We start from the raw sequence: 19,400 nt of genomic DNA, 5'->3' as shown, positions 1-19,400 counted from the left end.
ATGGATATATGAACAGTAATCAAGCCGTCGCCGCCCCCCTCGAAGACCCGCTGTACTACCTGGCAAACTTCGAGCATGTGCTGGCCTGGGTGGCCGAGCGCCACGGCGACCTGCTCAGCGACGTTGAACACGCCTTCCTGGCTCTGTTTGCCGGCCTGCCGCTTGGTTCACGGGCGCTGCTGGTGCGCATGGTCATGCGCAAGGGCGAGCACTTTCGCCCCTCGCGGCTGGTCTATCCCGAGATCGATGCCGAGATCGGCAATACCGAGTCGGCGCTGGCGCCGCTGGTGGCGGCCGGGCTGGTGGAGGAGGCGCCGGTGCTCGATGTGGCGACGCTCTTCACCCAGCTGCGACTCACCGAGCTGCGTCAGGCCCTGGCGGCAGAGATCGCCGAGGCGGGCCTGCCTGCGACCGTAGGCAAGGGAGCCCTGCGCGAGGCGCTGCTGGCGCGAGGGCTGATGCCGCGACCGCTGAGCGCCTGGTGGCCAGAGGCCCCCGAGCGGGTGGTGCGGGTGTGCATCATGGCGAGCTGTGATCGTCTGCGGTTGATGTTCTTCGGCAACCTGCGCCAGGACTGGTCGGAGTTCGTGCTTGCCGAGCTTGGGCATCAGCGCTTCGAAGCGGTGGCATTCGGTGCCGACTCCCGGGCCTTTCACCGGCGTGACGAGGTCGATGCCTATCTGGCACTGCATGATCTGCGGCGGCGGCTGGAGGGGGGCGAGGCGCCTGTGGATCTGGCCGAGGCGCTGCCCGCCAGACCCGATAACCCCTGGCTGGCGTCGCGACATGCGCGGCTGTGCCTCGCGCTGGGGCGTCGGGCGGAGCGTGACGGGATGGCCGAACTGGCATCGACGCTCTACCGCCGAGCCGGCTGGCCGGCACCCGAGGCCAGTGGAGAAGGGCGAATTCGCTACCTGCGTCTGGCCGAGCGTCAGGGGCGCTGGCGTCAGGCGCTGATCCTGGCCGAGCCGCTGGCGCGTGTCACCCGCGACGATGTGGAGGCCCAGGTCCTGGGCCGGCTGCTGACGCGGCTGCGCCGCCGCCTGAGTCTGGTGCCGGAGACGTCTGCCCCCGAACCCGCCCCCGAGCGTTTCACGCTGCACCTGCCAGGCCCCAGCCGGGTCGAGCAAACGGTACGGGAGCATCTGCATCGCGAGGCGGCACCGGTCCACTATGTGGAGAATACCCTGCTGACTGGCCTGTTCGGCCTGCTGTGCTGGGAGGCGCTCTTCACGCCGTTGCCCGGTGCCTTCTTTCACCCCTTCCAATCCGGCCCCGCGGATCTTTATCGAGACGACTTCGTGACCCGTCGCCGTGACCATTTCAAGGCGTGTCTGGCACGGCTGGATGATGGTCGATATCGCCGGACGATCCTGGCTACCTGGCGCGACAAGCAGGGGATCGCCAACCCCTTCGTGCACTGGGAAGCGCTCGATGAAGCGCTGCTCACCCAGGCACTGGCCTGTATTCCTCCCGCCCATCTGCGTATCTGTTTCGACCATCTGCTGAGCAACCTGCGAGCCAACCGGGCGGGCCTGCCGGATCTGATACAGCTGTTTCTCGAGGCCTCGCCGGGTGAGCCGCGCTACCGGCTGATCGAGGTCAAGGGCCCGGGGGATCGGCTGCAGGACAACCAGCGGCGCTGGATGACCCTCTTCCATCGCCATGAGATCCCGGCAGCGGTGTGCCATCTGGAGTGGGTGAGAGAGAGATGAGTGACCCGCAGCCGCTGCGCGTCGGGGTGCGCACCCTGTGCGATGTCACCGCCCGGGAGGGAGACCTCGATCATCGCTTCACACCCTCGCCCAGTGCCCGGGAGGGGATCGATGGGCAGCGCGAAATCGCCAGGCGTCGGGGCGCGGACTACCTCACGGAAGTGGCACTGGCCGGCGAGGTGGCTGGGCTCGTGGTGCGTGGGCGCGCCGATGGCTACGACCGGGTAGCCAATCGCCTGGAGGAGATCAAGACCCATCGCGGTGATATCGCGCGACTGGCAAGCAATCAGCGCGCCCTGCATCGTGCCCAGCTGCGTTGTTACGGTGCCCTGCTATGCGCCGAGCGTCATCTCGAGTCGGTCGAGCTGACACTGGTTTACCTGGAGGTGGGCAGCGGGCGCGAGACGCGGTTCAGCGAGCATGCCACCGCCGACGCCCTGTGGCAGGAGCTGGCCGAGCGCTGCCGATGCTATCGCGCCTGGGCGAAACGGGAAGCGCAGCATCGCCGCCAGCGTGACGCCGCGCTGTGCGAGATCGGCTTTCCCTTCGCCGACTTCCGCCCCGGACAGCGGCATCTGGCCGAGGAGAGCTACAAGGCCGCCGCCACCGGTCGGGTGCTGATGGCTCAGGCCCCTACCGGTATCGGCAAGACGCTGGGTACGCTCTTCCCGCTGCTCAAGGCGATGCCGCGGCACGGACTGGACCGACTCGCCTACCTGACCATGAAGACGCCGGGGCGACGCCTGGCTCTCGAGGCGCTGACACGGCTGGGCGCCCACCCGAAGCAGGACGGCCTGGCCCTGCGCGTGCTGGAGCTGACCGCGCGGGAGAAGGCCTGTGAGTATCCGGGGCGCGCCTGTCATGGCGAGGCCTGTCCGCTGGCCGCCGGCTTCTATGACCGCCTGCCGGCGGTACGCGAGGCGGCGGCCGAGCGCCGCTGGCTCGACCGCGAGTCATTGCGTGAGCTGGCCGTCGAGCATGAGGTCTGCCCCTACTATCTCGGACAGGAGATGGCGCGCTGGAGTGATGTGGTCGTCGGCGATGTCAATCACTGGTTCGATGATCATGCGCTGCTCCACGGTTTGGCGCGTGAGCAGGGCTGGCGCGTCGGGGTGCTGGTGGACGAGGCCCACAACCTGATAGCCCGGGCGCGAGGCATGTACAGCGTGTCCCTCGCTCAGCGCGACCTGGGAAGGCTCAAGCGCAGCGCCCCGGAGCGGCTCAAGGCCCCGCTGGGGAGACTGCAGCGGCAGTGGCAGGTTCTGGTGCGTGAGGCGGGACTCGGAAAAGGCGGTGGGCCTGGTCGTCCCGCGGTACGGCATCTGGAGACTCTGCCGCCCTCGCTGCTGGGTAGCCTCCAGGCGCTGGCCTCCGCACTCGCCGAGGCTCTGGGAGAGCATCCGGCACTGGGGGCCGAGTGGCAGGAGCTGCTGTTCGAGTCCCTGGCTTTCCTGCGCCTGGCCGAACGCCTTGGTGATCACACGCTGTGTGAGCTGACCCGTGAGGGGCGGGGACGAGCGCGGCTGGCACTTCACAACCTGATTCCGGCGGATTTCCTCGCGGCGCGCTTTGCCGCGGCGCACTGTGTGGTGCTGTTCTCGGCGACCCTGGGGCCGGCCGATTACCAGCGCGATCTGCTGGGGCTGCCAAAGGGGAGTGTCTGGCGAGAGGTGCCATCTCCTTTTGCCGCCAGCCAGCTGGAGGTCTCCGTTCGCGCCGATATCTCGACGCGACTACGCGACCGCGGAGCCTCGCTTGCCCCTATCGTCGCCGAGATCGCCGCGCAGCATGCGCGGCGCCCCGGCCACTATCTGGCCTTCTTCAGCAGCTTCGCCTATCTGGAGGCGGTGTTTGCCCACTTTGTTGCCTGTCATCCGCAGATCCCCGCCTGGGCCCAGGAGCGTCGCATGAGCGAGGCGGCACGCGATGCCTTCCTGTCACGCTTCACCGCCGATGGGCATGGCATCGGGTTTGCGGTGCTGGGAGGCGCCTTCGGTGAGGGCATTGACCTGCCCGGTGAGCGGCTGGTGGGGGCCTTTGTCGCGACCCTGGGGCTCCCACCGGCGGACCCCATCAATGAGGCACTCAGAACGCGGCTGCAGGCGCGCTACGGACGTGGCGACGAGTATGCCTATCGAGTCCCGGGGATGGTCAAGGTGGTGCAGGCGGCGGGGCGGGTGATTCGCGACCCCGCGGATAGTGGCACGGTGGTGCTGATGGATGATCGCTTCGCTCGCAACGAGGTACGCCAGCACCTGCCTCGCTGGTGGGGGGAGCCGCTCGTCAGGACGGCCGGGCCGACAGGGCATGCGCCGACCTGATGCCGGTGCAGGAAAAACTTAACAAGGGGTTACTGTACCCCCTGCCAGGGCTGTGCTACCCCTAAAGGTGTCAATTCACATCAATGGAAGTGACAAGGAGGTACAGGCATGGGTATCGAAGTGACCGGTCTATTGGGTCTTGTCTGGCTGATCATCGTGATCTGGGCCATCGTCAAGGTGGCCAAGAGTGCGGCCAGTGGCCTGGCCAAGGTGATCTGGATCATCGTGCTGCTGGTCTTCCCGCTGGTGGGATTGATCGTCTGGTTCCTGTTTGGCCCCAAGGGATAGCCATGCCAGGAACCCAGTGACTTATCGGGCCGCCTTCGGGCGGCCCGACTTCATTCTGGCTCAGGCGGGGGGCGGGTTGTCACGTGGTTCGCTACGGTCGCACTTGACGCATTCGAGCGGCAGACCGAGACGCGAGCGTCGCCCCGCCGCGGTGATGACCCAGGGGCGCTCCACCCAGGGCGGCTGGTGGCGTACATGCTGGTTGTGGCCACAGGCCAGCTCGGCCACCCAGTGACCCTCCGAGTCGCGATGGTAGCCGATGATAGGCTGTTGCATGGTGTCAATACGGTTCCGGTGGCGCCTTGTAGTGGCCCGGAACCGTGACGCGTTCGCCGCTTGGCAGGGTACGCACATGGGTGGGAACGTAGATCCGCTTGATGACACTCTTGCTCATGCTGGACTCCCTGTGTCGAGTCTTGTGTTGTCGAGACACTTTCAGTGTGTGCTCCAGGGCCATGGCAGGCAATACCTCTCTAGGGCTATACCTCACCGGGGCTAAGCCGCGAGTCCCGTGCCGCTGCATTCATGCAGGCGCGAGTTGTAATTTCAGGTATCCTTTGACTAAAGGCGGCTGGACACTTTGGCAAGGCTGCTACCCAGCAATCAATGGAGCGTATACGAGAATGGTTGATAGCCTGCAGCCCAGGGAGCAGGATCACGTGCTGATCGTCGAGGATGATGAGCGCCTGGCGAGTCTGACCCGCGACTATCTGGAGGCCAACGGCTTTCGCGTGACACTGGAGGCCGATGGCGCGCGCGGGGTCGACAGCATTCTTTCCCTGCAGCCGGATCTGGTGATTCTCGATCTGATGCTGCCCGGTGAGGACGGCCTGTCGATCTGCCGGCGTGTGCGCGACGACTATCCCGGACCGATCCTGATGCTCACCGCCCGCACCGATGACATGGATCAGGTGCTCGGGCTGGAGATGGGGGCCGATGACTATGTCGCCAAGCCGGTGCAGCCGCGAGTCCTGCTGGCGCGCATGCGTGCCCTGTTGCGGCGTTCCGAGCCCGTCGAGGAGAGCGGAGAAATGCGCCTTGCCTTCGGCGATCTGGAGATCGACAACGCGACTCGTGAGGCGTGGCTGGCGGGCGAGCGCATCGAGTTGACCAGCGCCGAGTTTGACCTGCTGTGGCTGCTGGCCAGCAATGCGGGCAAGGTGTTGACCCGAGAAGAGATATTCTCTCAGCTGCGCGGCATCAAGTATGACGGCCAGGACCGTTCCATCGACGTGCGTGTCTCGCGTATTCGCCCCAAGATCGGCGATGACCCCAATCAGCCGCACCGCATCAAGACCGTGCGTAGCAAGGGCTACCTGTTCGTCAAGGATGCTTGAGCCATGCGCCGAGTCCTGGCCGACAGCACTTTTCTGCGTGTCTACCTGCTGCTGGCGCTGGCGCTGCTGCTGACCTTTGGGCTTGGCCTGCTGGGCGTGGCGCTGGTGGATCAGGTACGCCGAGAAGCTCATCGCGAGCAGTTGGCCGAGGCGCCGATGCATTTGCTGACCGAACAGCTCTCGAGGCTGCCACCCGGGGCGCATCAGACCTGGCTGGAAGCTCAAGGGAGGCGGCTGGATATGCAGGCCAGTATCGGGCTGCTGGAGGAGACCTCGCTGGGCTACTTCTCCCAGCGTCGCCTGGTTAATGGCAAGGTGCTGGTTCAAGCGCGCGACGATCAAGGCTGGCGGCTATATTCGCTGTTGCCCGGCGGTGAGCGCCTGCTGTGTGTCGAGCTCGTCAATCTGAGCGAGCATCAGCTGCGTGGCCTGACCGAGCTGTTTGGTGAATGGTTGATGGCGTTGCCGCCCTCCGAACGTCATTCGAGTCTCGAAGACATGACCCGCGGTAGCCTGTCGGTCTCTCTGCAGGAAGCGCCTCCCCAAGGGCTGGATGACTACCAGCTGCGCCGACTTACCGCCGGTGAGGTAGTGATCGAGTTGCTGCCTGGGCGCTGGTCGGTCGCGATCTATCTGGCCCTTCAAGAGCTTAGCGGCGATGCCAGTTGGCTGATGATCGGCCCGGTCCAGGCCTTCGAGCCGATACCGGGATCGCTGCAACTCCTGCTCGTGCTGATCATGCTGGCGGTTCTGGGGGTGACCATCTATCTGATCGTGCGCGGCGTGGAGGCACGCATGGTGCGTCTGGAGCTGGCCGCCTCGCGCATCGCCGCCGGACGACTGGATACCCGGGTCAAGGTGGAGAGTGCTGACTTTATTGGACGTCTCGGCATGGCACTCAATGGCATGGCGGCGCAGGTGCAGTCGCTGCTGCGCGCCCAGCAGGACATGATTCGTGCAGTTTCCCACGAGTTGCGTACCCCGGTGGCTCGTATTCGCTTCGCCGTGCAGATGGTCGAGGACATGACCGATGACTCGGCAGTACGTCGGCAGCTGCAGGGAGTCGATGGCGATATCCAGGAGCTCGATGATCTGATCGACGAGATCCTCACCTATGCTCGACTGGGCAGCGAGGCCATCAATGGTCGCGATATGAGTGCCGTGTCGGTGGAGTGTCGCGAGATGGCCGAGCGTGTCATCGAGGCGTTGGGCCTTCTTCATGACCGGCTGACGCTCGAGCTTGCCGAGGGGCCGAGAGTGGAGGTGCTGGCCGAGCCACGCTATTTGCAGCGCGCGCTGCAGAACCTGGTGGCCAACGCCTGCCGCCATGCCCGCTCTCGCGTGCTGATCCGGCTGCAGCGTGAACCTGCCCTGGTCAGGATCGATGTGGAGGATGATGGGCCTGGCGTGCCGGTGGTCGAGCGTCAGTCGATCTTCAAGCCTTTCGCGCGTCTCGATGACAGTCGCACACGCAGCGCCGGCGGCTATGGCCTCGGACTCTCCATCGTGCACAAGGTGATGAGCTGGCACGGTGGCAGTGTAAGCGTTGACGATAGCCCTGAGCTTGGCGGGGCGCGCTTCACCCTGCTGCTGCCCCAGCGAAGCGAGCTTGATTAGCCTCAGGCCGGCTTGATGCCATCGAGCACCGCGAAAGACGTTTCGCGAGCGGTTCGCAGGAAGTCCTCCATCCATGGCGCCTGACGCGTCTCTTCGCGAATCGCCGCAAACAGCGTGCTCCAGACGCCCTTCTCGCCGAGTGTCACGGCCTTCACGTAGTCGCGCTCCAGGTACTCGGTCAGTGCCCAGTTGGGTAGTGCACAGACACCGCGGCCGCTGGCCACCAGCTGCATCATCATGATGGTCAGCTCGGCGGTGCGTACCTCCCTGGGCTGTATGCCTGCCGGGTCGAGGAACTGGGTGAAGACATCCAGACGCGAGTGTTCCACCGGATAGGTGATCAGGGTCTCATCGCCGAGGGCCTCGGGGGTGACGAAGCTCTTGCCAGCTAGACGGTGTTGACGAGCGACTGCCAACAGACCCTCGTAGCGAAACAGCGGTTCGTAATGCACCCCGGGGAGCGGCTGAGGATCGGCGGTGATCACCAGGTCGAGCTGCTCCCTGGCCAGAGCCGGAAGTGGGTCGAAGTGGTGCCCGCCGGGGATATCGACCTCCACCTCCGGCCAGTGATCCCGGAAGTGGTCGATGGTGGGCATCAACCACTGAAAGCAGCTATGGCACTCGATGGCCATATGCAGGCGCCCCTGTTCGTTGCCGGCGAGTCGTGCCAGGTCGCGCTCGGCCATTCGCACCTGGGACAGCACCTGTTCGGCCAGGGTCAGCAACCGCTGCCCGGCTCGGGTGAACTCCACGGGACGCGTCTTGCGCACGAACAGCGGGCTGCCCAGGCGCTCCTCCAGATCCTTGATCTGGTGAGAGAGGGCCGACTGGGTCAGGTGTACCCGTTCGGCCGCCTCCACCAGGGAGCCGGCGTCGCGCAGGGCGATCAGTGTGCGGAGGTGTCGCAGCTCGAGCATGGGTGAGTCGCTTTCATTTTAAAGACTTGGAAGCTTAGTTTGATTCACTGTTAATGGCCAGTCGGAATCCCTCATATGCGCCATGTGAATCGATGTAGTCATGATAAAGGGCCATGCCCCTGGCCATCATGGAGGAGCGGCCGCTGAACGGCGGCGTCGCCAGGGCCGAGATCATCACCCGGGCCGTGATGGAGGCCGGGGGTTGTGGGGGCTGTTATGCTTGGCTCCGTCATGAAATCCTGATTCTCGCGAGGAGATGCCGTGTTCCGCCTTCACGTATTCGCCGCCCTGGGCCTGTCACTGCTGCTGGCAGCTTGTGCCACCGCCCCGGCGCCGATCACCAGCGATGCGCATGCACCGCTGTTGCCTTCGACCCTCTTTCCCGGCGATGCCGAGGCCTTTGTCGCCTGGCGGTGTTCGCCGGACCAGGGGGTGGTAACCGCCGGTCCCGAGGGCGAGCTGAGAGTGTGGTCGACCCATGGCGCCTGGCGGCTCACGCCTGCCGTGGTCGCCAGTGGAGAGCGCTTTGAGCAGGGGGAGCTGAGCTTCCGGAACACGGCCGATGGCGCCATCGTCGAGTCGCCACGGGGGCAGTTGGCGTGCCAGGCGAGCATGCGGCGCCTGGCGCTGACTCGCGAGCAGCGCCCCGGGGTGATGTTTCATGCCCGCGGCAATGAACCGGGTTGGACGGCAAGCCTGGCCCACGACCGACCCGAAGTGTTCCTCAGCCTCGATCACGGCAGTCGTGAGCAACGCCTTCCCTATCGTGTCACCCAGATGGATAACGAGGCGGGGAGGGTGGTCCTGGCCAGCGGTCGTGGTGATACCCCCTTCGAACTGCGCATCGAGGCGCGGGCCTGCTTCGATGACATGAGCGGCGAGCCCTTCCCGGCCCGTGTGACCCTGAACGTGGGGGGCGAACAGTATCGAGGCTGTGGTCAGGGTATCGCTCCCTGAGGAAGGCGCCCGAGGGGGGCTCTCGAGTCTTGTTGTTCTGGTTAGGCGACCGGCCGGTTGACTGAGGCTGCCCCCTCAAAGGCTTTATTGTTCGTTTATTTCGAACATTACTCGCATTTTTATGCGCTTTTTATTTCTTTTTGTTCGCTTATCATGATGGTCATTCATTCTTGCCTGATCCAGGGAGATCATCATGACCACTCGTGTGCTCGTGCTTACCGCTTCCATCCTCGCCGAGAACGGCCAGTCGAAGGCTCTCGCCGACCATTTCATCGACAGGGCCGGGGCGCGTGACGGGGTCGAGATTACCCATCGCGACCTGGTGGCCGATGAGCTGCCGCATCTGGGGCTGGCCGAGCTGGGTAGCTGGCAGATCCCCGCGGAAGAGCGCAGCGATGAACAGCGTGAGCTTGTCGCTCGCTCCGACGCCCTGATCGCCGAGCTTCACGACCACGACGTGATCGTCCTGGCGGTACCGATGTACAACCTTGGCATCCCCAGTCAGCTCAAGTCCTGGTTCGACCGCGTGATGCGTGCCGGCGAGACCTTCCGTTACACCGAGAATGGCCCCCTGGGGCTGGTGGAGGGCAAGCGGGCGGTGATCCTGGCGGCTCGCGGCGGCCAGTATGCCGGCACCGAGAAGGATACCCAGACCCCGCACCTCAAGCTGATGCTGGGCATGATGGGCATCACCGAGGTGGATACCATCTTCGCCGAGGGGCTCAACATGGGGGAGAGTCATCGCGAGGCGGCGATCAAGGAGGCCCGTCAGGCCATCGATGGCCTGGTGGAGCGTCTGTAACTCCAGTTACCGGCCCTTGAGCTGGAGCACTCGGACACAACACAGCGGGGCGGCCATCGGGCCGCCCCGCTGTGTGTCGGCTGTTCGTCGGTGACGTGGGTAAACGAACCGGCTCAGCTGCGGGTCCAGGGTGGGGCGGCCGCGAGGATGCGTGCCTGCACCGGGCAGTCATCACGGTGGGCGCCGGGCAGGTAGCCGGTACTCATCAGGAATTCGCCGGTGATCTCCGGACCGGTGAACTTGAAGGTGCGTTTGAAGAGCCTGACCCAGTCGCCGTGACTCAGTGGGTGGTGGTGATCGAGCCAGCCACGAAAGTCCCCGTGGCGAGCCCGCAGAGTCTGGATAACGCCGGCGTTGTGGATGACCGCCTCGATCTTGAGGCGATTGCGGATGATGCCGACATTGTCGAGCAGCCGCCGGCTTTCCGTCTCCCCGTAGCTCGCCACCCTGTCGATGGTGAAGCCATCGAAGGCGAGCCGGAAAGCCTCGCGTTTCTTCAGCACGGTGAGCCAGGAGAGCCCAGCCTGGTTGATCTCCAGTGCCAGGCGCTCGAAGAGGGCATCGTCGTCGGCCACCGGGAAACCGTATTCGAGGTCGTGGTAGGGGCCGTGAAAGGGGTGGCCTGGGGCCAGATCACAGTAGTCGCTCATGGCCGGGCTCTCCTCGTTGTGTAACCCACCTTCTCATTACACCTCCCTTCTGTTGCGGTTTACACTGATCACTCACGCTACACCACAAGGAGTCTCACATGCAGTACCTGCATACTATGGTGCGCGTCAGCGACCTCGATGCGTCGCTGCGCTTCTATTGTGACCTGCTGGGCCTCAAGGAGGTGCGTCGCAAGGAGAACGACAAGGGGCGCTTCACCCTGGTCTTCCTGGCTGCCCCCGAGGATGAGGCACGCTCGGCGGAGCTCAAGGCGCCGGAGCTGGAGCTGACCTACAACTGGGACCCCGAGGAGTACGATGGGGGGCGCAACTTCGGCCACCTGGCCTACCGCGTGGATGATATCTACGCGCTCTGCGAGAAGCTGCAGGAGGCCGGCGTGACCATCAATCGCCCGCCCCGAGATGGCCATATGGCCTTCGTGCGAAGCCCCGACGGTATTTCGGTGGAGCTGTTGCAGAAGGGCGAGGCACTGCCGCCCCGCGAGCCCTGGGCATCCATGGAGAACACCGGCACATGGTAACCCTGACGCGCATGACCCGGGCGGTGGTATCACTGACGGCGCTCGCTGCGCTGGTCCTGCTGGCCGGCTGTAGCAGTCATGCACCGGCGCCTGGCGAGTCGGTCGAGGGTGAGCTGAGCGGCCCGGTGGTGGAGCAGCGCTGGAATCTGCTGCTGGTGGGCACCAGCGAGCGGCTGTCGATGCCCGAGACCCCCTGGTTCGAGATCGATCGTGACGGTCGCCTGGTCGGCAGCGACGGCTGCAACGAGATGCATGGCCAGGTGCGTCTCGGGGATAGCCAACGCATCGAGGTCCTCGAACTTGCCACCACCCGTCGTGGCTGCCCCCGGCTGGATGAGGCCGCACGGGTCACCACCATGCTGGAGAGCGCCTACCGCTACCTGATCGATCACGATCGCCTGGTGTTCTTCGGTCCCGACCAGCGGGTGCTGGGGGGCTGGCGAGAGGCCAATTGAGACGGTCCCGGGTCCTGTGTTCCGGCCTATGGGCAACGGAAAAAGAAGCGTAAAAGAGAAGCGCCCCGCCGAGCTGACGTTCAACTGCTTGGCGGGGCGCTTGCGTTGCGGCTTGTCGGCATGTTGCCTACGGCAGCTCTTCGGCCTCCGGGTCCTCCTTCTGTGCCGGGATCAGATCCTCGCGATTCAGCTTGATCGCGATCAGCAGTGCCGAGGCTACATAGATGGAGGAGAAGGTGCCGATTACCACGCCGATGATCAGGGCGATGGCGAAGCCCTCGATCATGTCGCCACCCAGCAGCAGCAGGGCGACCAGCACCAGCAGGGTAGTGCCGGAGGTGGCGAGGGTGCGCGACAGGGTCTGGTTGAGCGAGTCGTTGAAGATCGCCGGCATGTCGTCGATGCGTGACTTGCGGATGTTCTCGCGGATGCGGTCGTAGACCACGATGGTGTCATTGAGCGAGTAGCCGATCACCGCCAGCACGGCAGCCAGCACGGTCAGGTCAAACTCGATCTGGAACAGCGAGAAGGCACCGACCACGATGATCACGTCATGCATCAGGGCCAGCAGTGCGCCGACCGCGAACTTGTACTGGAAACGGAAGGCCACGTAGAGCATCACGATGCCCAGCGCCACCAGCAGCCCGAGACCGGACTGGTCGCGCAGCTGGTCACCCACCTGGGCGCCCACGAACTCGGCGCGAACCAGGCTGACCTCCTCGCCGCCATGGCGCAGCAGCTCCACCACACGGTCGCCGACGTCGGCATCGAAGGCCTGCTGCAGACGAATCAGTACCTCATTGGCGGCGCCGAAGGTCTGCACCGAGACGTCGCGGAACTCGGCGGATTCCAGCGTCTGGCGTACTGCATCCAGGGAGGGCGCCACGGCGTAGCGCACCTCCACCAGAGTGCCGCCGGTGAAGTCCAGGCCCAGGCTGAGCTGCTGGAACAGCAGCGAGACGAGGGATGCCAAAATCAGCAGGGCGGAGATCCCGAAGGCGATCTTCCGCTTGCTCATGAAGTCAATCTGTCGATTGGGCAGGCTTTTCATGATCACCTCTTATATCCAGAGCTTCTTGACCGGCTTGCCGCCATAGACGAGATTCACCATGGCGCGGGTCACCATCAGGGCGGTGAACAGCGAGGTGAGAATACCCAGCGACAGGGTCACGGCGAAGCCCTTGACCGGTCCGGTGCCGATCGAGAATAGAATCACCGCCACCAGCAGGGTGGTGATGTTGGCGTCGACGATGGAGGTGAAGGCGCGCTCGTAGCCTGCGTGTATCGCCTGCTGTACCGAGAGGCCCGTGCGCAGCTCCTCGCGTATTCGCTCGAAGATCAGCACGTTGGCGTCCACAGCCATGCCCAGGGTCAGCACGATGCCGGCGATGCCGGGCAGGGTCAGGGTGGCGCCGAGCATCGACATCGCCGCCACCAGCAGGGTCAGGTTGAGGGCCAGGGCCAGATTGGCGAAGATGCCGAACACCTTGTAGCGGATCAGCATGAAGAGCACCACCAGCAGCAGGCCGATCTGCACCGACATCACCCCGCGCTTGATGTTCTCCGCCCCGAGGCTTGGGCCGATGGTACGTTCCTGCACGAAGTAGATCGGCGCGGCCAGCGAACCCGAGCGCAGCAGCAGCGAGAGCTCCGCCGCCTCGGTGGGCGAGTCGAGCCCGGTGATGCGAAAGCTGTTGCCCAGGGCACTCTGGATGGTGGCCAGACTGATGATGCCGCGTTCGGTATAGGGGTCGCGTACCACCGTCTTCTCGCCATCGACCACCTTCACGCTGTCGCGGGTCTTGTGTTCGATATAGACCACCGCCATGTTGCGGCCGATGTTGGTGCGGGTGGCGCGGTTCATCAGGGTGCCGCCGGTGCCGTCCAGGTTGATGTTGACCTGGGGGCGGCCGTTCTCATCGAAGCTGCGGTTGGCGTTGGAGACCTGGTCACCGGTGATGATCACGTCGCGCATCAGATCGGCACTGCGCGAAGGCGTATTCCGGAACGCCAGGGTCTCTATCTCGCTGTCGGGCGTATCGGGACGTGCCTCGAGGCGGAACTCCAGGTTGGCGGTGGCACCGACGATGCGCTTGGCCTCCGCCGTATCCTGGACCCCGGGCAGCTCGACCACGATGCGATCCGGCCCCTGGCGCTGTACCAGCGGCTCTGCCACGCCCAGTTCGTTTACCCGGTTACGCAGGGTGGTCAGGTTCTGGTTGATGGCGTAGTCCTGAATCGCGTTGACCGCCTGGTCTGTCAGGGTCATGGCCAGGGCGGCACCGCGCCCATCCCCGAGGTTCTCGTACTGGAAATCGGGGAACTCGCGGCTGATCAGGCTGCGTGCGGTGTTGCGGTCCTCGGCATCGATGAAGGCGAACGTCAGGGTTCGCCCATCGATCCGGGTATCACGGTAACGAATGCGCTCATCGCGTAGTTGTTCGCGTATGGCGCTGGCATTGACTTCCAGGCGCTGATTCACGGCGGCCGCCATGTCCACTTCCAGCAGGAAATGCACGCCACCACGCAGGTCGAGCCCCAGGGTCATGGGGGAGGCGGAGAGCGACTGCAGCCACGCCGGGGTCGATTCGGCCAGGTTGAGGGCGACCACATACTCTTCGCCGAGCATCGCGGCGACGCGATCGCGGGCGGCGAGCTGGGCATCGGGGTTGCCCAGACGCAGCAGGGTGCTGGTCGGACTGCGTTCGACGTTCTTGATCTCGATGCCGGCATCGGCCAGGGATGACTGGATGCGCTCGAGCTGGCGCTCATCGACGGTGGCATCACCGCGCTCGCTGCTGATCTGAATCGCCGGATCTTCAGGGAACAGATTGGGTAACGAGTAGACCAGGCCGACGAGCAGGACGATGAGTATCAGCAGATACTTCCACAGGGGATAACGGTTGAGCATGCGGGCCCTGTCCTAGGTTGCTGACGAAGGGGGAGCTGACGCGATCACACTACGGTCGCCACCGGCATGGCCGGCGGCGGTCGAAGGTCGGCGCCGGCGTGCGAGATGCCGGCACCGGGCAGGAAACGGGTCAGATGGACTTGATGGTGCCCTTGGGCAGCACGGCGGCCACGGCGTTCTTCTGCACGTTGACCTGGGTGCCCTCGGCAATCTCCATGGTCAGGAATTCGCTGTCGTCGCTGACCTTGGTGATGCGGCCGAGCATGCCGCCGCCGATGACGATCTCGTCACCCTTGGCGAGGCCGGCGATAAGCTGCTTGTGCTGCTTGGCACGCTTGGCCTGGGGGCGCCACAGCAGGAAGTAGAAGATGGCAACGAAGCCGACCAGCATGACGATCTGGGCGATGCCGCCACCGGCGGGGGCATCCTGGGCATAGGCCGGGGCGATGAAGAAATCCAGCATTGATGAGGGTCTCCTGATTGAGGTAGGTAAGGGGGCTGTCTCTCTCGCGAGGCAGTCGAAACCGGTACCGGGCCCTGAAGAACCGGTACCGGTTGCCGTCAATTCGGGGCGGGAGGCACCGGCAGGCCGCGCCGGGCATAGAAGCCTTCCACGAAGTTCGCCAATGTACCCGCTTCAATGGCACCGCGCAAACCGGCCATCAGTCGCTGGTAGTGGCGCAGGTTATGGATGGTATTGAGCATCGAACCGAGCATTTCACCGCAGCGATCCAGATGGTGCAGATAGGCACGGGAGAAGTGCTGACAGGTATAACAGTCGCACTCTTCATCCAGCGGGCCGGTGTCGTGGCGGTGGCGGGCGTTGCGGATCTTCACGGTGCCCGTGGCGGTAAATAGATGGCCGTTGCGGGCGTTGCGGGTCGGCATCACGCAGTCGAACATGTCGACGCCCCGGCGCACGCCTTCCACCAGGTCCTCGGGCTTGCCCACCCCCATCAGGTAGCGGGGCTTGTCCTCGGGCATCCAGCCGGGCAGGTAGTCGAGTACCCGGATCATCTCCTCCTTGGGTTCGCCCACCGAGAGCCCACCGATGGCCAGGCCATCGAAGCCGATCTTGATCAGCCCCTCGAGGGAGCGTTCGCGGAGTTCGGGATACATGCCGCCCTGGACGATGCCGAACAGCGCAGAAGGGGAGCTGCCATGGGCATCGCGTGAGCGTTCTGCCCAGCGCAGCGAGCGCTCCATGGAGAGCCGTGCTTCCTTCTCGGTAGCCGGGTAGGGGGTGCACTCATCGAAGATCATCACCACGTCGGAGCCCAGCGAGCGCTGCACTGCCATGGACTCCTCGGGGCCCATGAAGACCTTGGCGCCATCCACCGGCGAGCGGAAGTGGACGCCCTGCTCGGTGATCTTGCGCATGGCGCCCAGGGAGAAGACCTGAAAGCCGCCGGAGTCGGTAAGGATCGGCTTGTGCCACTGGGCAAAGTCGTGCAGGTCGCCGTGGCCCTCGATCACCTCCATGCCGGGGCGCAGCCAGAGGTGGAAGGTATTGCCGAGGATGATCTCGGCGCCGATCTCCTCGACCGACTGGGGCGTCATCCCCTTGACGGTGCCATAGGTGCCCACCGGCATGAAAGCAGGGGTCTCGACGCTGCCTCGGGGAAAGGTGAGGCGGCCGCGGCGCGCCCGGCCATCGCTGGCCAGGTGCTCGAAGGTCATGAAGCATTCGTTACGCATGTGAGTCTCGAAATTGGGCGCATCGGGTGCGTTGACGGAGCAGGAGGTTGGGCGAGTCAGGAGCCCTGGCGGGTCAAAAACATGGCATCGCCATAACTAAAGAAGGCGTAGCACTTGGCGACCGCCTCGCGATAAGCCGCGAGGGTGGTGTCGTACCCGGCGAAGGAGGCCACCAGCATCAGCAGGGTGGACTCCGGCAGGTGGAAGTTGGTGATCAGGGCATCGACGCAGCGCCATTCGTAGCCCGGATAGATGAAGATATCGGTCTCGCCGCGATAGGGGGCGATCTCGCCATCCGTGCTCTTGGCGCAGGCACTCTCCAGGCAGCGTACGCTGGTGGTGCCCACGGCGATGACGCGGCGGCCGGACGCGCGGGCGGCCTCTACCTTGGCGCAGGTCTCCTCGCTCACCTCCAGCCACTCGCTGTGCATCTGGTGTTCGCGGATATCATCGACCCGTACCGGCTGGAAGGTGCCGGCCCCCACGTGAAGGGTGACGAAGGCGCGCTCGATACCCTTTTCGGCCAGCCGCTCGAGCAGGGGCTCGTCGAAGTGCAGCCCCGCGGTGGGGGCGGCGACTGCGCCATCGCGTCGTGCATAGACGGTCTGGTAGCGCTCGCGGTCGTTGCGCTCGTCGTCGCGGTCGATATAGGGCGGCAGCGGCATGTGGCCATGGCGCTCGAGAAGCTCGATCAGCGGCGTCTCGCCGAGGAAGCGCAGCTCGAACAGGGCGTCGCGGCGGCCCTCCACCACGGCCCGGACGTCGCCCTCGAAGACCAGCACGGTGCCGGGCCTGGGCGACTTGCTGGAGCGCAAGTGGGCCAGGCCGCGGTGAGCATCCAGGGGGCGCTCGAGCAGCATCTCCACCCTGCCTCCGCTGGCCTTGTGACCATGGAGCCGCGCCGGGATCACCCGGGTGTCGTTGAACACCAGCAGATCGCCCGGTTCGAGAATCTCGAGCAGATCCGGGAAGCGGCGGTGGGATAGCTCCCCGCTCGGGCCATCCACGCACAGCAGCCGGCAGTCGGTACGCTGCTCGGAGGGGTAGCGGGCGATAAGTTCGTCGGGAAGCTCGAAATGGAAGTCGGCTCGCTGCATGCGGTTCGGGATCCGGTGGTTTCTGGCAAGTCGCCTAGGATACCGGCTTGGTCGCCTGAAGTCAGGTCCGCGATTGACCTGCGGCCGGGTGTACGTATAATGCTTCGCGCGTTGCCGGCGTGGCGGAATTGGTAGACGCAGCGGATTCAAAATCCGCCGGGGGCAACCTCTTGTCGGTTCGAGTCCGACCGCCGGTACCAGTTCCAGAACAGCCGCCTACGAGCGGCTGTTCGCGTTTCTAGCCCTTCTCTGCGCCGTCACGGCCATTGGGGCTGCGCCGACTCGGCCATCGGGTGCTGAGTAGCGTTCACACCCACTCCCGGGGGGGAGGCGTGCATGAATCAGTCGACGCTGGTGTCCCGAAAGGCGGCGTTGATCAGGCAGTAGAGGCCGTAGCTGAACAGACCGAGAGCCACTGCACCGAGCAGCCAGGGACCGAAGGGACGGGCGGCCAGCACCGTCAGCGCGCCACCGAGGCCCTGGGCCTGGCTGGGGTCTGTTTGCCAGGCCGCCAGGCACAGGAACAGGCCGATGATCATGAAGACCACGCCCCGTGCCAGGAGGCCCCAGCGGGTAATGCCCTCGAAGAAGCGGCGCTGGCCGGTCGACATCTGGCGATGATGCCAGTTGTCGAGGTAGCTTCGGGTGATGGCTCGCCATAGCTGGCGCAGGCCGACTCCCAGGAATACCAGGCCGACACAGAAGACCAGAATGACACCTCCCTGGTGACTCATCAGCAGGGCCGTACGGTCCTGGGCGGCAGTGTCGCCCGATGACATCGCCGCATTGCGCAGCAGGTCGATGCAGTAGACCCCGAGGCTGGCGTGGGTCAGGCTGCTGACCGTGAAGCCCAGACGCGTGACGACGCCCTTGGCTCCGCGGCCAGCGTCCTCGCTGTCCAGCAGGGCCTGCAGCAGTCGCCAGAGAGCATAGGCGAACAGCCCGGCGCCGAGCAGTCCCACCATGGTGTCCCCGAATGGGCGTTGGATCAGCTGGTTGATGGACTCCTTGGTGCCCGCATGCTCACCTCCCAGGCCGGTTGCGGCCAGCACGGCCAGGCCCCCGATCAGCAGATAGACGACTCCCTTGGCGATATAGCCGATGCGCGCCGCCACGGAGAGCCCCCGCTTGAGATGCTTCTTGGGATGAGAGCTGGGAGGTGTCATGGGGACTCCGTATCGCAGGTGTGACTCAGGTCAGGCTGAAGACGACCACGGCCAGGGTGCCACCGGTGAGCAGATAGCCCGCCAGGGCGAACAGGCCATCGTCGGCGAGCAGGGCCAGACCGAACAGGGTCAGCGCGAGACCGGCGCCGTTGGCACTGAAGGGGATGAACTCCATGGGCGGCATGGCCAGTGCGATCACCAGGCAGACCACGGCCACGACAACATGGGCCGGGGGGCGGGTCAACGCGGTCAGGCGCTGATGCAGCAACCGGTCCGCCCAGCCGGCGGGGTGTTCCAGCCAGCCCAGCAGGCGGTGAAAGCGCTCGCGCGAGATGCGGCGCTCCAGCAGCCATCGCGGTAGCCAGATGCGTCGCCGCCCCAGCAGGAGTTGACCGCCCGCCAGCAACACCAGACTCGCCATCAGTGTCGGCATGCCCGGGATATCGCCGACCAGGGGAGCCAGCGTTATCAGGCCGGCGAGCAGCAGGAAGGGAGCGAAACTGCGACGCCCGACCGTCTCCAGAATGGCACCAAGGCTGATGCTGCCTTCATGCTGGCCGGCCTGTCTGACCCGTGCCAGCAGGCCGCTCAGACTGGTGGGGCCGCGCTCAGCGTCCACGGCGGGTCACCAGTAACAGGGTTCCCAGCAGGATCAGTGCCGGGCCGACGAAACCGGCAGGGCTGGCGACTTGCCAGCCCATGATGGGAAGCAGTATGCCCAGTCCGATCATCAGCCAGGCGAACGGTCGAATTGACATGACATCTTCCGTTTTCAAGTGGGCTTCCAGTCTAGTCGGTCGCATAGCAGGCTGCAGCCCGCCATGCGGGGTGAACTGCGCGCGAATGGACTGAATGATGCAAGGACTGTTGCGGCGTCGCGGGATGTCGTATGGTGGAACTTTGCAGTCCTTCGCCCACTCGCGGGTGAGG

The 19,400-nt window shown here is 65.0% G+C and carries 20 protein-coding genes and 1 tRNA gene; 10 read left to right on the top strand and 11 right to left on the bottom strand.

Annotated features, from left to right (window positions below; genetic code table 11):
* Positions 1–8: 8 nt before the first annotated feature.
* From GRB80_RS07590 to GRB80_RS07580, 3 genes are all read left to right on the top strand, one after another.
* Positions 9–1,715 (top strand): VRR-NUC domain-containing protein, encoded by a 1,707-nt coding sequence (locus tag GRB80_RS07590; protein ID WP_161423128.1) that lies wholly within the window; start codon positions 9–11, stop codon positions 1,713–1,715.
* On the top strand, positions 1,712–4,036 hold the full coding sequence (locus tag GRB80_RS07585) for an ATP-dependent DNA helicase (RefSeq protein ID WP_161423127.1): 2,325 nt from the start codon (positions 1,712–1,714) through the stop codon (positions 4,034–4,036). The genes GRB80_RS07590 and GRB80_RS07585 overlap by 4 nt, the downstream gene beginning before the upstream one ends.
* 108 nt (positions 4,037–4,144) lie before the next feature.
* Positions 4,145–4,324, top strand: coding sequence for a PLDc N-terminal domain-containing protein (locus tag GRB80_RS07580; RefSeq protein ID WP_132041989.1), 180 nt, complete (start codon positions 4,145–4,147; stop codon positions 4,322–4,324).
* 60 nt (positions 4,325–4,384) lie between these two features.
* On the opposite strand, the gene GRB80_RS07575 is transcribed toward GRB80_RS07580, so the two are convergent.
* Positions 4,385–4,600 carry a DUF3565 domain-containing protein gene (locus tag GRB80_RS07575; protein ID WP_132041990.1) on the bottom strand — a complete coding sequence of 72 codons (216 nt, stop codon included), beginning with the start codon at positions 4,598–4,600 and terminating at the stop codon, positions 4,385–4,387.
* Between the two features lie 347 nt (positions 4,601–4,947).
* Here GRB80_RS07575 and GRB80_RS07570 point away from each other — a divergent pair, with 347 nt between their 5' ends.
* Both GRB80_RS07570 and GRB80_RS07565 read left to right on the top strand, forming a co-directional pair.
* Positions 4,948–5,661, top strand: coding sequence for a winged helix-turn-helix domain-containing protein (locus GRB80_RS07570; protein WP_161423126.1), 714 nt, complete (start codon positions 4,948–4,950; stop codon positions 5,659–5,661).
* A gap of 3 nt (positions 5,662–5,664) precedes the next feature.
* Positions 5,665–7,278, top strand: coding sequence for an ATP-binding protein (locus tag GRB80_RS07565; protein WP_161423125.1), 1,614 nt, complete (start codon positions 5,665–5,667; stop codon positions 7,276–7,278).
* Between the two features lie 2 nt (positions 7,279–7,280).
* Here the strand turns inward: GRB80_RS07565 and GRB80_RS07560 are convergent, their stop codons facing one another.
* Positions 7,281–8,195 (bottom strand): LysR family transcriptional regulator, encoded by a 915-nt coding sequence (locus GRB80_RS07560; protein ID WP_161423124.1) that lies wholly within the window; start codon positions 8,193–8,195, stop codon positions 7,281–7,283.
* A gap of 261 nt (positions 8,196–8,456) precedes the next feature.
* Here GRB80_RS07560 and GRB80_RS07555 point away from each other — a divergent pair, with 261 nt between their 5' ends.
* Together GRB80_RS07555 and GRB80_RS07550 are read left to right on the top strand one after the other, a co-directional pair.
* Positions 8,457–9,152 (top strand): COG3650 family protein, encoded by a 696-nt coding sequence (locus tag GRB80_RS07555; RefSeq protein WP_161423123.1) that lies wholly within the window; start codon positions 8,457–8,459, stop codon positions 9,150–9,152.
* Between the two features lie 193 nt (positions 9,153–9,345).
* Positions 9,346–9,954: an FMN-dependent NADH-azoreductase gene (locus GRB80_RS07550; protein WP_161423122.1), complete on the top strand. Its 609-nt coding sequence runs from the start codon at positions 9,346–9,348 to the stop codon at positions 9,952–9,954.
* 113 nt (positions 9,955–10,067) lie between these two features.
* Here GRB80_RS07550 and GRB80_RS07545 read toward each other — a convergent pair whose 3' ends face one another.
* The gene (locus GRB80_RS07545; protein ID WP_161423121.1) at positions 10,068–10,604 is read right to left on the bottom strand and encodes a DNA-3-methyladenine glycosylase I; all 537 of its coding nucleotides are present in this window, start codon (positions 10,602–10,604) and stop codon (positions 10,068–10,070) included.
* A 98-nt stretch (positions 10,605–10,702) separates the two neighbouring features.
* Here GRB80_RS07545 and gloA point away from each other — a divergent pair, with 98 nt between their 5' ends.
* Together gloA and GRB80_RS07535 are read left to right on the top strand one after the other, a co-directional pair.
* Positions 10,703–11,143 (top strand): lactoylglutathione lyase, encoded by a 441-nt coding sequence (gloA, locus tag GRB80_RS07540; protein WP_132041997.1) that lies wholly within the window; start codon positions 10,703–10,705, stop codon positions 11,141–11,143.
* Positions 11,137–11,598 (top strand): META domain-containing protein, encoded by a 462-nt coding sequence (locus tag GRB80_RS07535; RefSeq protein ID WP_237561938.1) that lies wholly within the window; start codon positions 11,137–11,139, stop codon positions 11,596–11,598. Before gloA ends, GRB80_RS07535 begins: the two co-directional genes overlap by 7 nt.
* A 127-nt stretch (positions 11,599–11,725) precedes the next feature.
* Here GRB80_RS07535 and secF read toward each other — a convergent pair whose 3' ends face one another.
* The 5 genes from secF to queA form a co-directional block, all read right to left on the bottom strand.
* On the bottom strand, positions 11,726–12,649 hold the full coding sequence (gene secF / locus GRB80_RS07530; RefSeq protein WP_132041998.1) for a protein translocase subunit SecF: 924 nt from the start codon (positions 12,647–12,649) through the stop codon (positions 11,726–11,728).
* A 9-nt stretch (positions 12,650–12,658) separates the two neighbouring features.
* Positions 12,659–14,509: a protein translocase subunit SecD gene (secD, locus tag GRB80_RS07525; protein ID WP_161423120.1), complete on the bottom strand. Its 1,851-nt coding sequence runs from the start codon at positions 14,507–14,509 to the stop codon at positions 12,659–12,661.
* Between the two features lie 130 nt (positions 14,510–14,639).
* Positions 14,640–14,972 carry a preprotein translocase subunit YajC gene (gene yajC / locus GRB80_RS07520; RefSeq protein ID WP_132042000.1) on the bottom strand — a complete coding sequence of 111 codons (333 nt, stop codon included), beginning with the start codon at positions 14,970–14,972 and terminating at the stop codon, positions 14,640–14,642.
* A 98-nt stretch (positions 14,973–15,070) separates the two neighbouring features.
* Positions 15,071–16,189, bottom strand: a complete 1,119-nt coding sequence (gene tgt, locus GRB80_RS07515) for a tRNA guanosine(34) transglycosylase Tgt (protein ID WP_202597302.1) — start codon at positions 16,187–16,189, stop codon at positions 15,071–15,073.
* Between the two features lie 74 nt (positions 16,190–16,263).
* On the bottom strand, positions 16,264–17,304 hold the full coding sequence (gene queA / locus GRB80_RS07510; protein ID WP_161423118.1) for a tRNA preQ1(34) S-adenosylmethionine ribosyltransferase-isomerase QueA: 1,041 nt from the start codon (positions 17,302–17,304) through the stop codon (positions 16,264–16,266).
* Positions 17,305–17,417: 113 nt separating this feature from the next.
* On the opposite strand from queA, the gene GRB80_RS07505 reads away from it, so the two are divergent.
* A tRNA-Leu gene (locus tag GRB80_RS07505) sits at positions 17,418–17,504 on the top strand.
* Positions 17,505–17,645: 141 nt separating this feature from the next.
* Here GRB80_RS07505 and GRB80_RS07500 read toward each other — a convergent pair.
* The 3 genes from GRB80_RS07500 to GRB80_RS07490 are packed head-to-tail and all read right to left on the bottom strand — an operon-like array spanning position 17,646 to position 19,228.
* Positions 17,646–18,470 carry a DUF1206 domain-containing protein gene (locus GRB80_RS07500; protein ID WP_161423117.1) on the bottom strand — a complete coding sequence of 275 codons (825 nt, stop codon included), beginning with the start codon at positions 18,468–18,470 and terminating at the stop codon, positions 17,646–17,648.
* A 25-nt stretch (positions 18,471–18,495) separates the two neighbouring features.
* On the bottom strand, positions 18,496–19,089 hold the full coding sequence (locus GRB80_RS07495) for an exopolysaccharide biosynthesis protein (RefSeq protein WP_161423116.1): 594 nt from the start codon (positions 19,087–19,089) through the stop codon (positions 18,496–18,498).
* Entirely contained in the window at positions 19,079–19,228 is a 150-nt protein-coding gene (locus GRB80_RS07490; RefSeq protein WP_161423115.1) for a hypothetical protein, read from the bottom strand. The genes GRB80_RS07495 and GRB80_RS07490 overlap by 11 nt, the downstream gene beginning before the upstream one ends.
* Between the last annotated feature and the right edge of the window lie 172 nt (positions 19,229–19,400).

The organism is Halomonas icarae (assembly GCF_009901955.1).
GTDB classification, from domain to species: Bacteria; Pseudomonadota; Gammaproteobacteria; order Pseudomonadales; family Halomonadaceae; genus Halomonas; species Halomonas icarae.
Note: the sequence above shows the minus strand (reverse complement) of the source record. Positions and strands in the feature narration are given on the sequence as shown.

Bases quoted from the DNA above. Each gene is read 5' to 3' on its own strand.
- GRB80_RS07535 (WP_237561938.1), top strand. From the start codon at position 11,137: ATGGTAACCCTGACGCGCATGACCCGGGCGGTGGTATCACTGACGGCG.
- GRB80_RS07580 (WP_132041989.1), top strand. From the start codon at position 4,145: ATGGGTATCGAAGTGACCGGTCTATTGGGTCTTGTCTGGCTGATCATC.
- GRB80_RS07550 (WP_161423122.1), top strand. From the start codon at position 9,346: ATGACCACTCGTGTGCTCGTGCTTACCGCTTCCATCCTCGCCGAGAAC.
- yajC (WP_132042000.1), bottom strand. From the start codon at position 14,972: ATGCTGGATTTCTTCATCGCCCCGGCCTATGCCCAGGATGCCCCCGCC.
- gloA (WP_132041997.1), top strand. From the start codon at position 10,703: ATGCAGTACCTGCATACTATGGTGCGCGTCAGCGACCTCGATGCGTCG.
- secD (WP_161423120.1), bottom strand. From the start codon at position 14,509: ATGCTCAACCGTTATCCCCTGTGGAAGTATCTGCTGATACTCATCGTC.
- GRB80_RS07575 (WP_132041990.1), bottom strand. From the start codon at position 4,600: ATGCAACAGCCTATCATCGGCTACCATCGCGACTCGGAGGGTCACTGG.
- GRB80_RS07560 (WP_161423124.1), bottom strand. From the start codon at position 8,195: ATGCTCGAGCTGCGACACCTCCGCACACTGATCGCCCTGCGCGACGCC.
- GRB80_RS07545 (WP_161423121.1), bottom strand. From the start codon at position 10,604: ATGAGCGACTACTGTGATCTGGCCCCAGGCCACCCCTTTCACGGCCCC.
- queA (WP_161423118.1), bottom strand. From the start codon at position 17,304: ATGCAGCGAGCCGACTTCCATTTCGAGCTTCCCGACGAACTTATCGCC.
- tgt (WP_202597302.1), bottom strand. From the start codon at position 16,189: ATGACCTTCGAGCACCTGGCCAGCGATGGCCGGGCGCGCCGCGGCCGC.
- GRB80_RS07565 (WP_161423125.1), top strand. From the start codon at position 5,665: ATGCGCCGAGTCCTGGCCGACAGCACTTTTCTGCGTGTCTACCTGCTG.
- GRB80_RS07585 (WP_161423127.1), top strand. From the start codon at position 1,712: ATGAGTGACCCGCAGCCGCTGCGCGTCGGGGTGCGCACCCTGTGCGAT.
- GRB80_RS07590 (WP_161423128.1), top strand. From the start codon at position 9: ATGAACAGTAATCAAGCCGTCGCCGCCCCCCTCGAAGACCCGCTGTAC.
- GRB80_RS07490 (WP_161423115.1), bottom strand. From the start codon at position 19,228: ATGTCAATTCGACCGTTCGCCTGGCTGATGATCGGACTGGGCATACTG.
- GRB80_RS07570 (WP_161423126.1), top strand. From the start codon at position 4,948: ATGGTTGATAGCCTGCAGCCCAGGGAGCAGGATCACGTGCTGATCGTC.
- secF (WP_132041998.1), bottom strand. From the start codon at position 12,649: ATGAAAAGCCTGCCCAATCGACAGATTGACTTCATGAGCAAGCGGAAG.
- GRB80_RS07500 (WP_161423117.1), bottom strand. From the start codon at position 18,470: ATGACACCTCCCAGCTCTCATCCCAAGAAGCATCTCAAGCGGGGGCTC.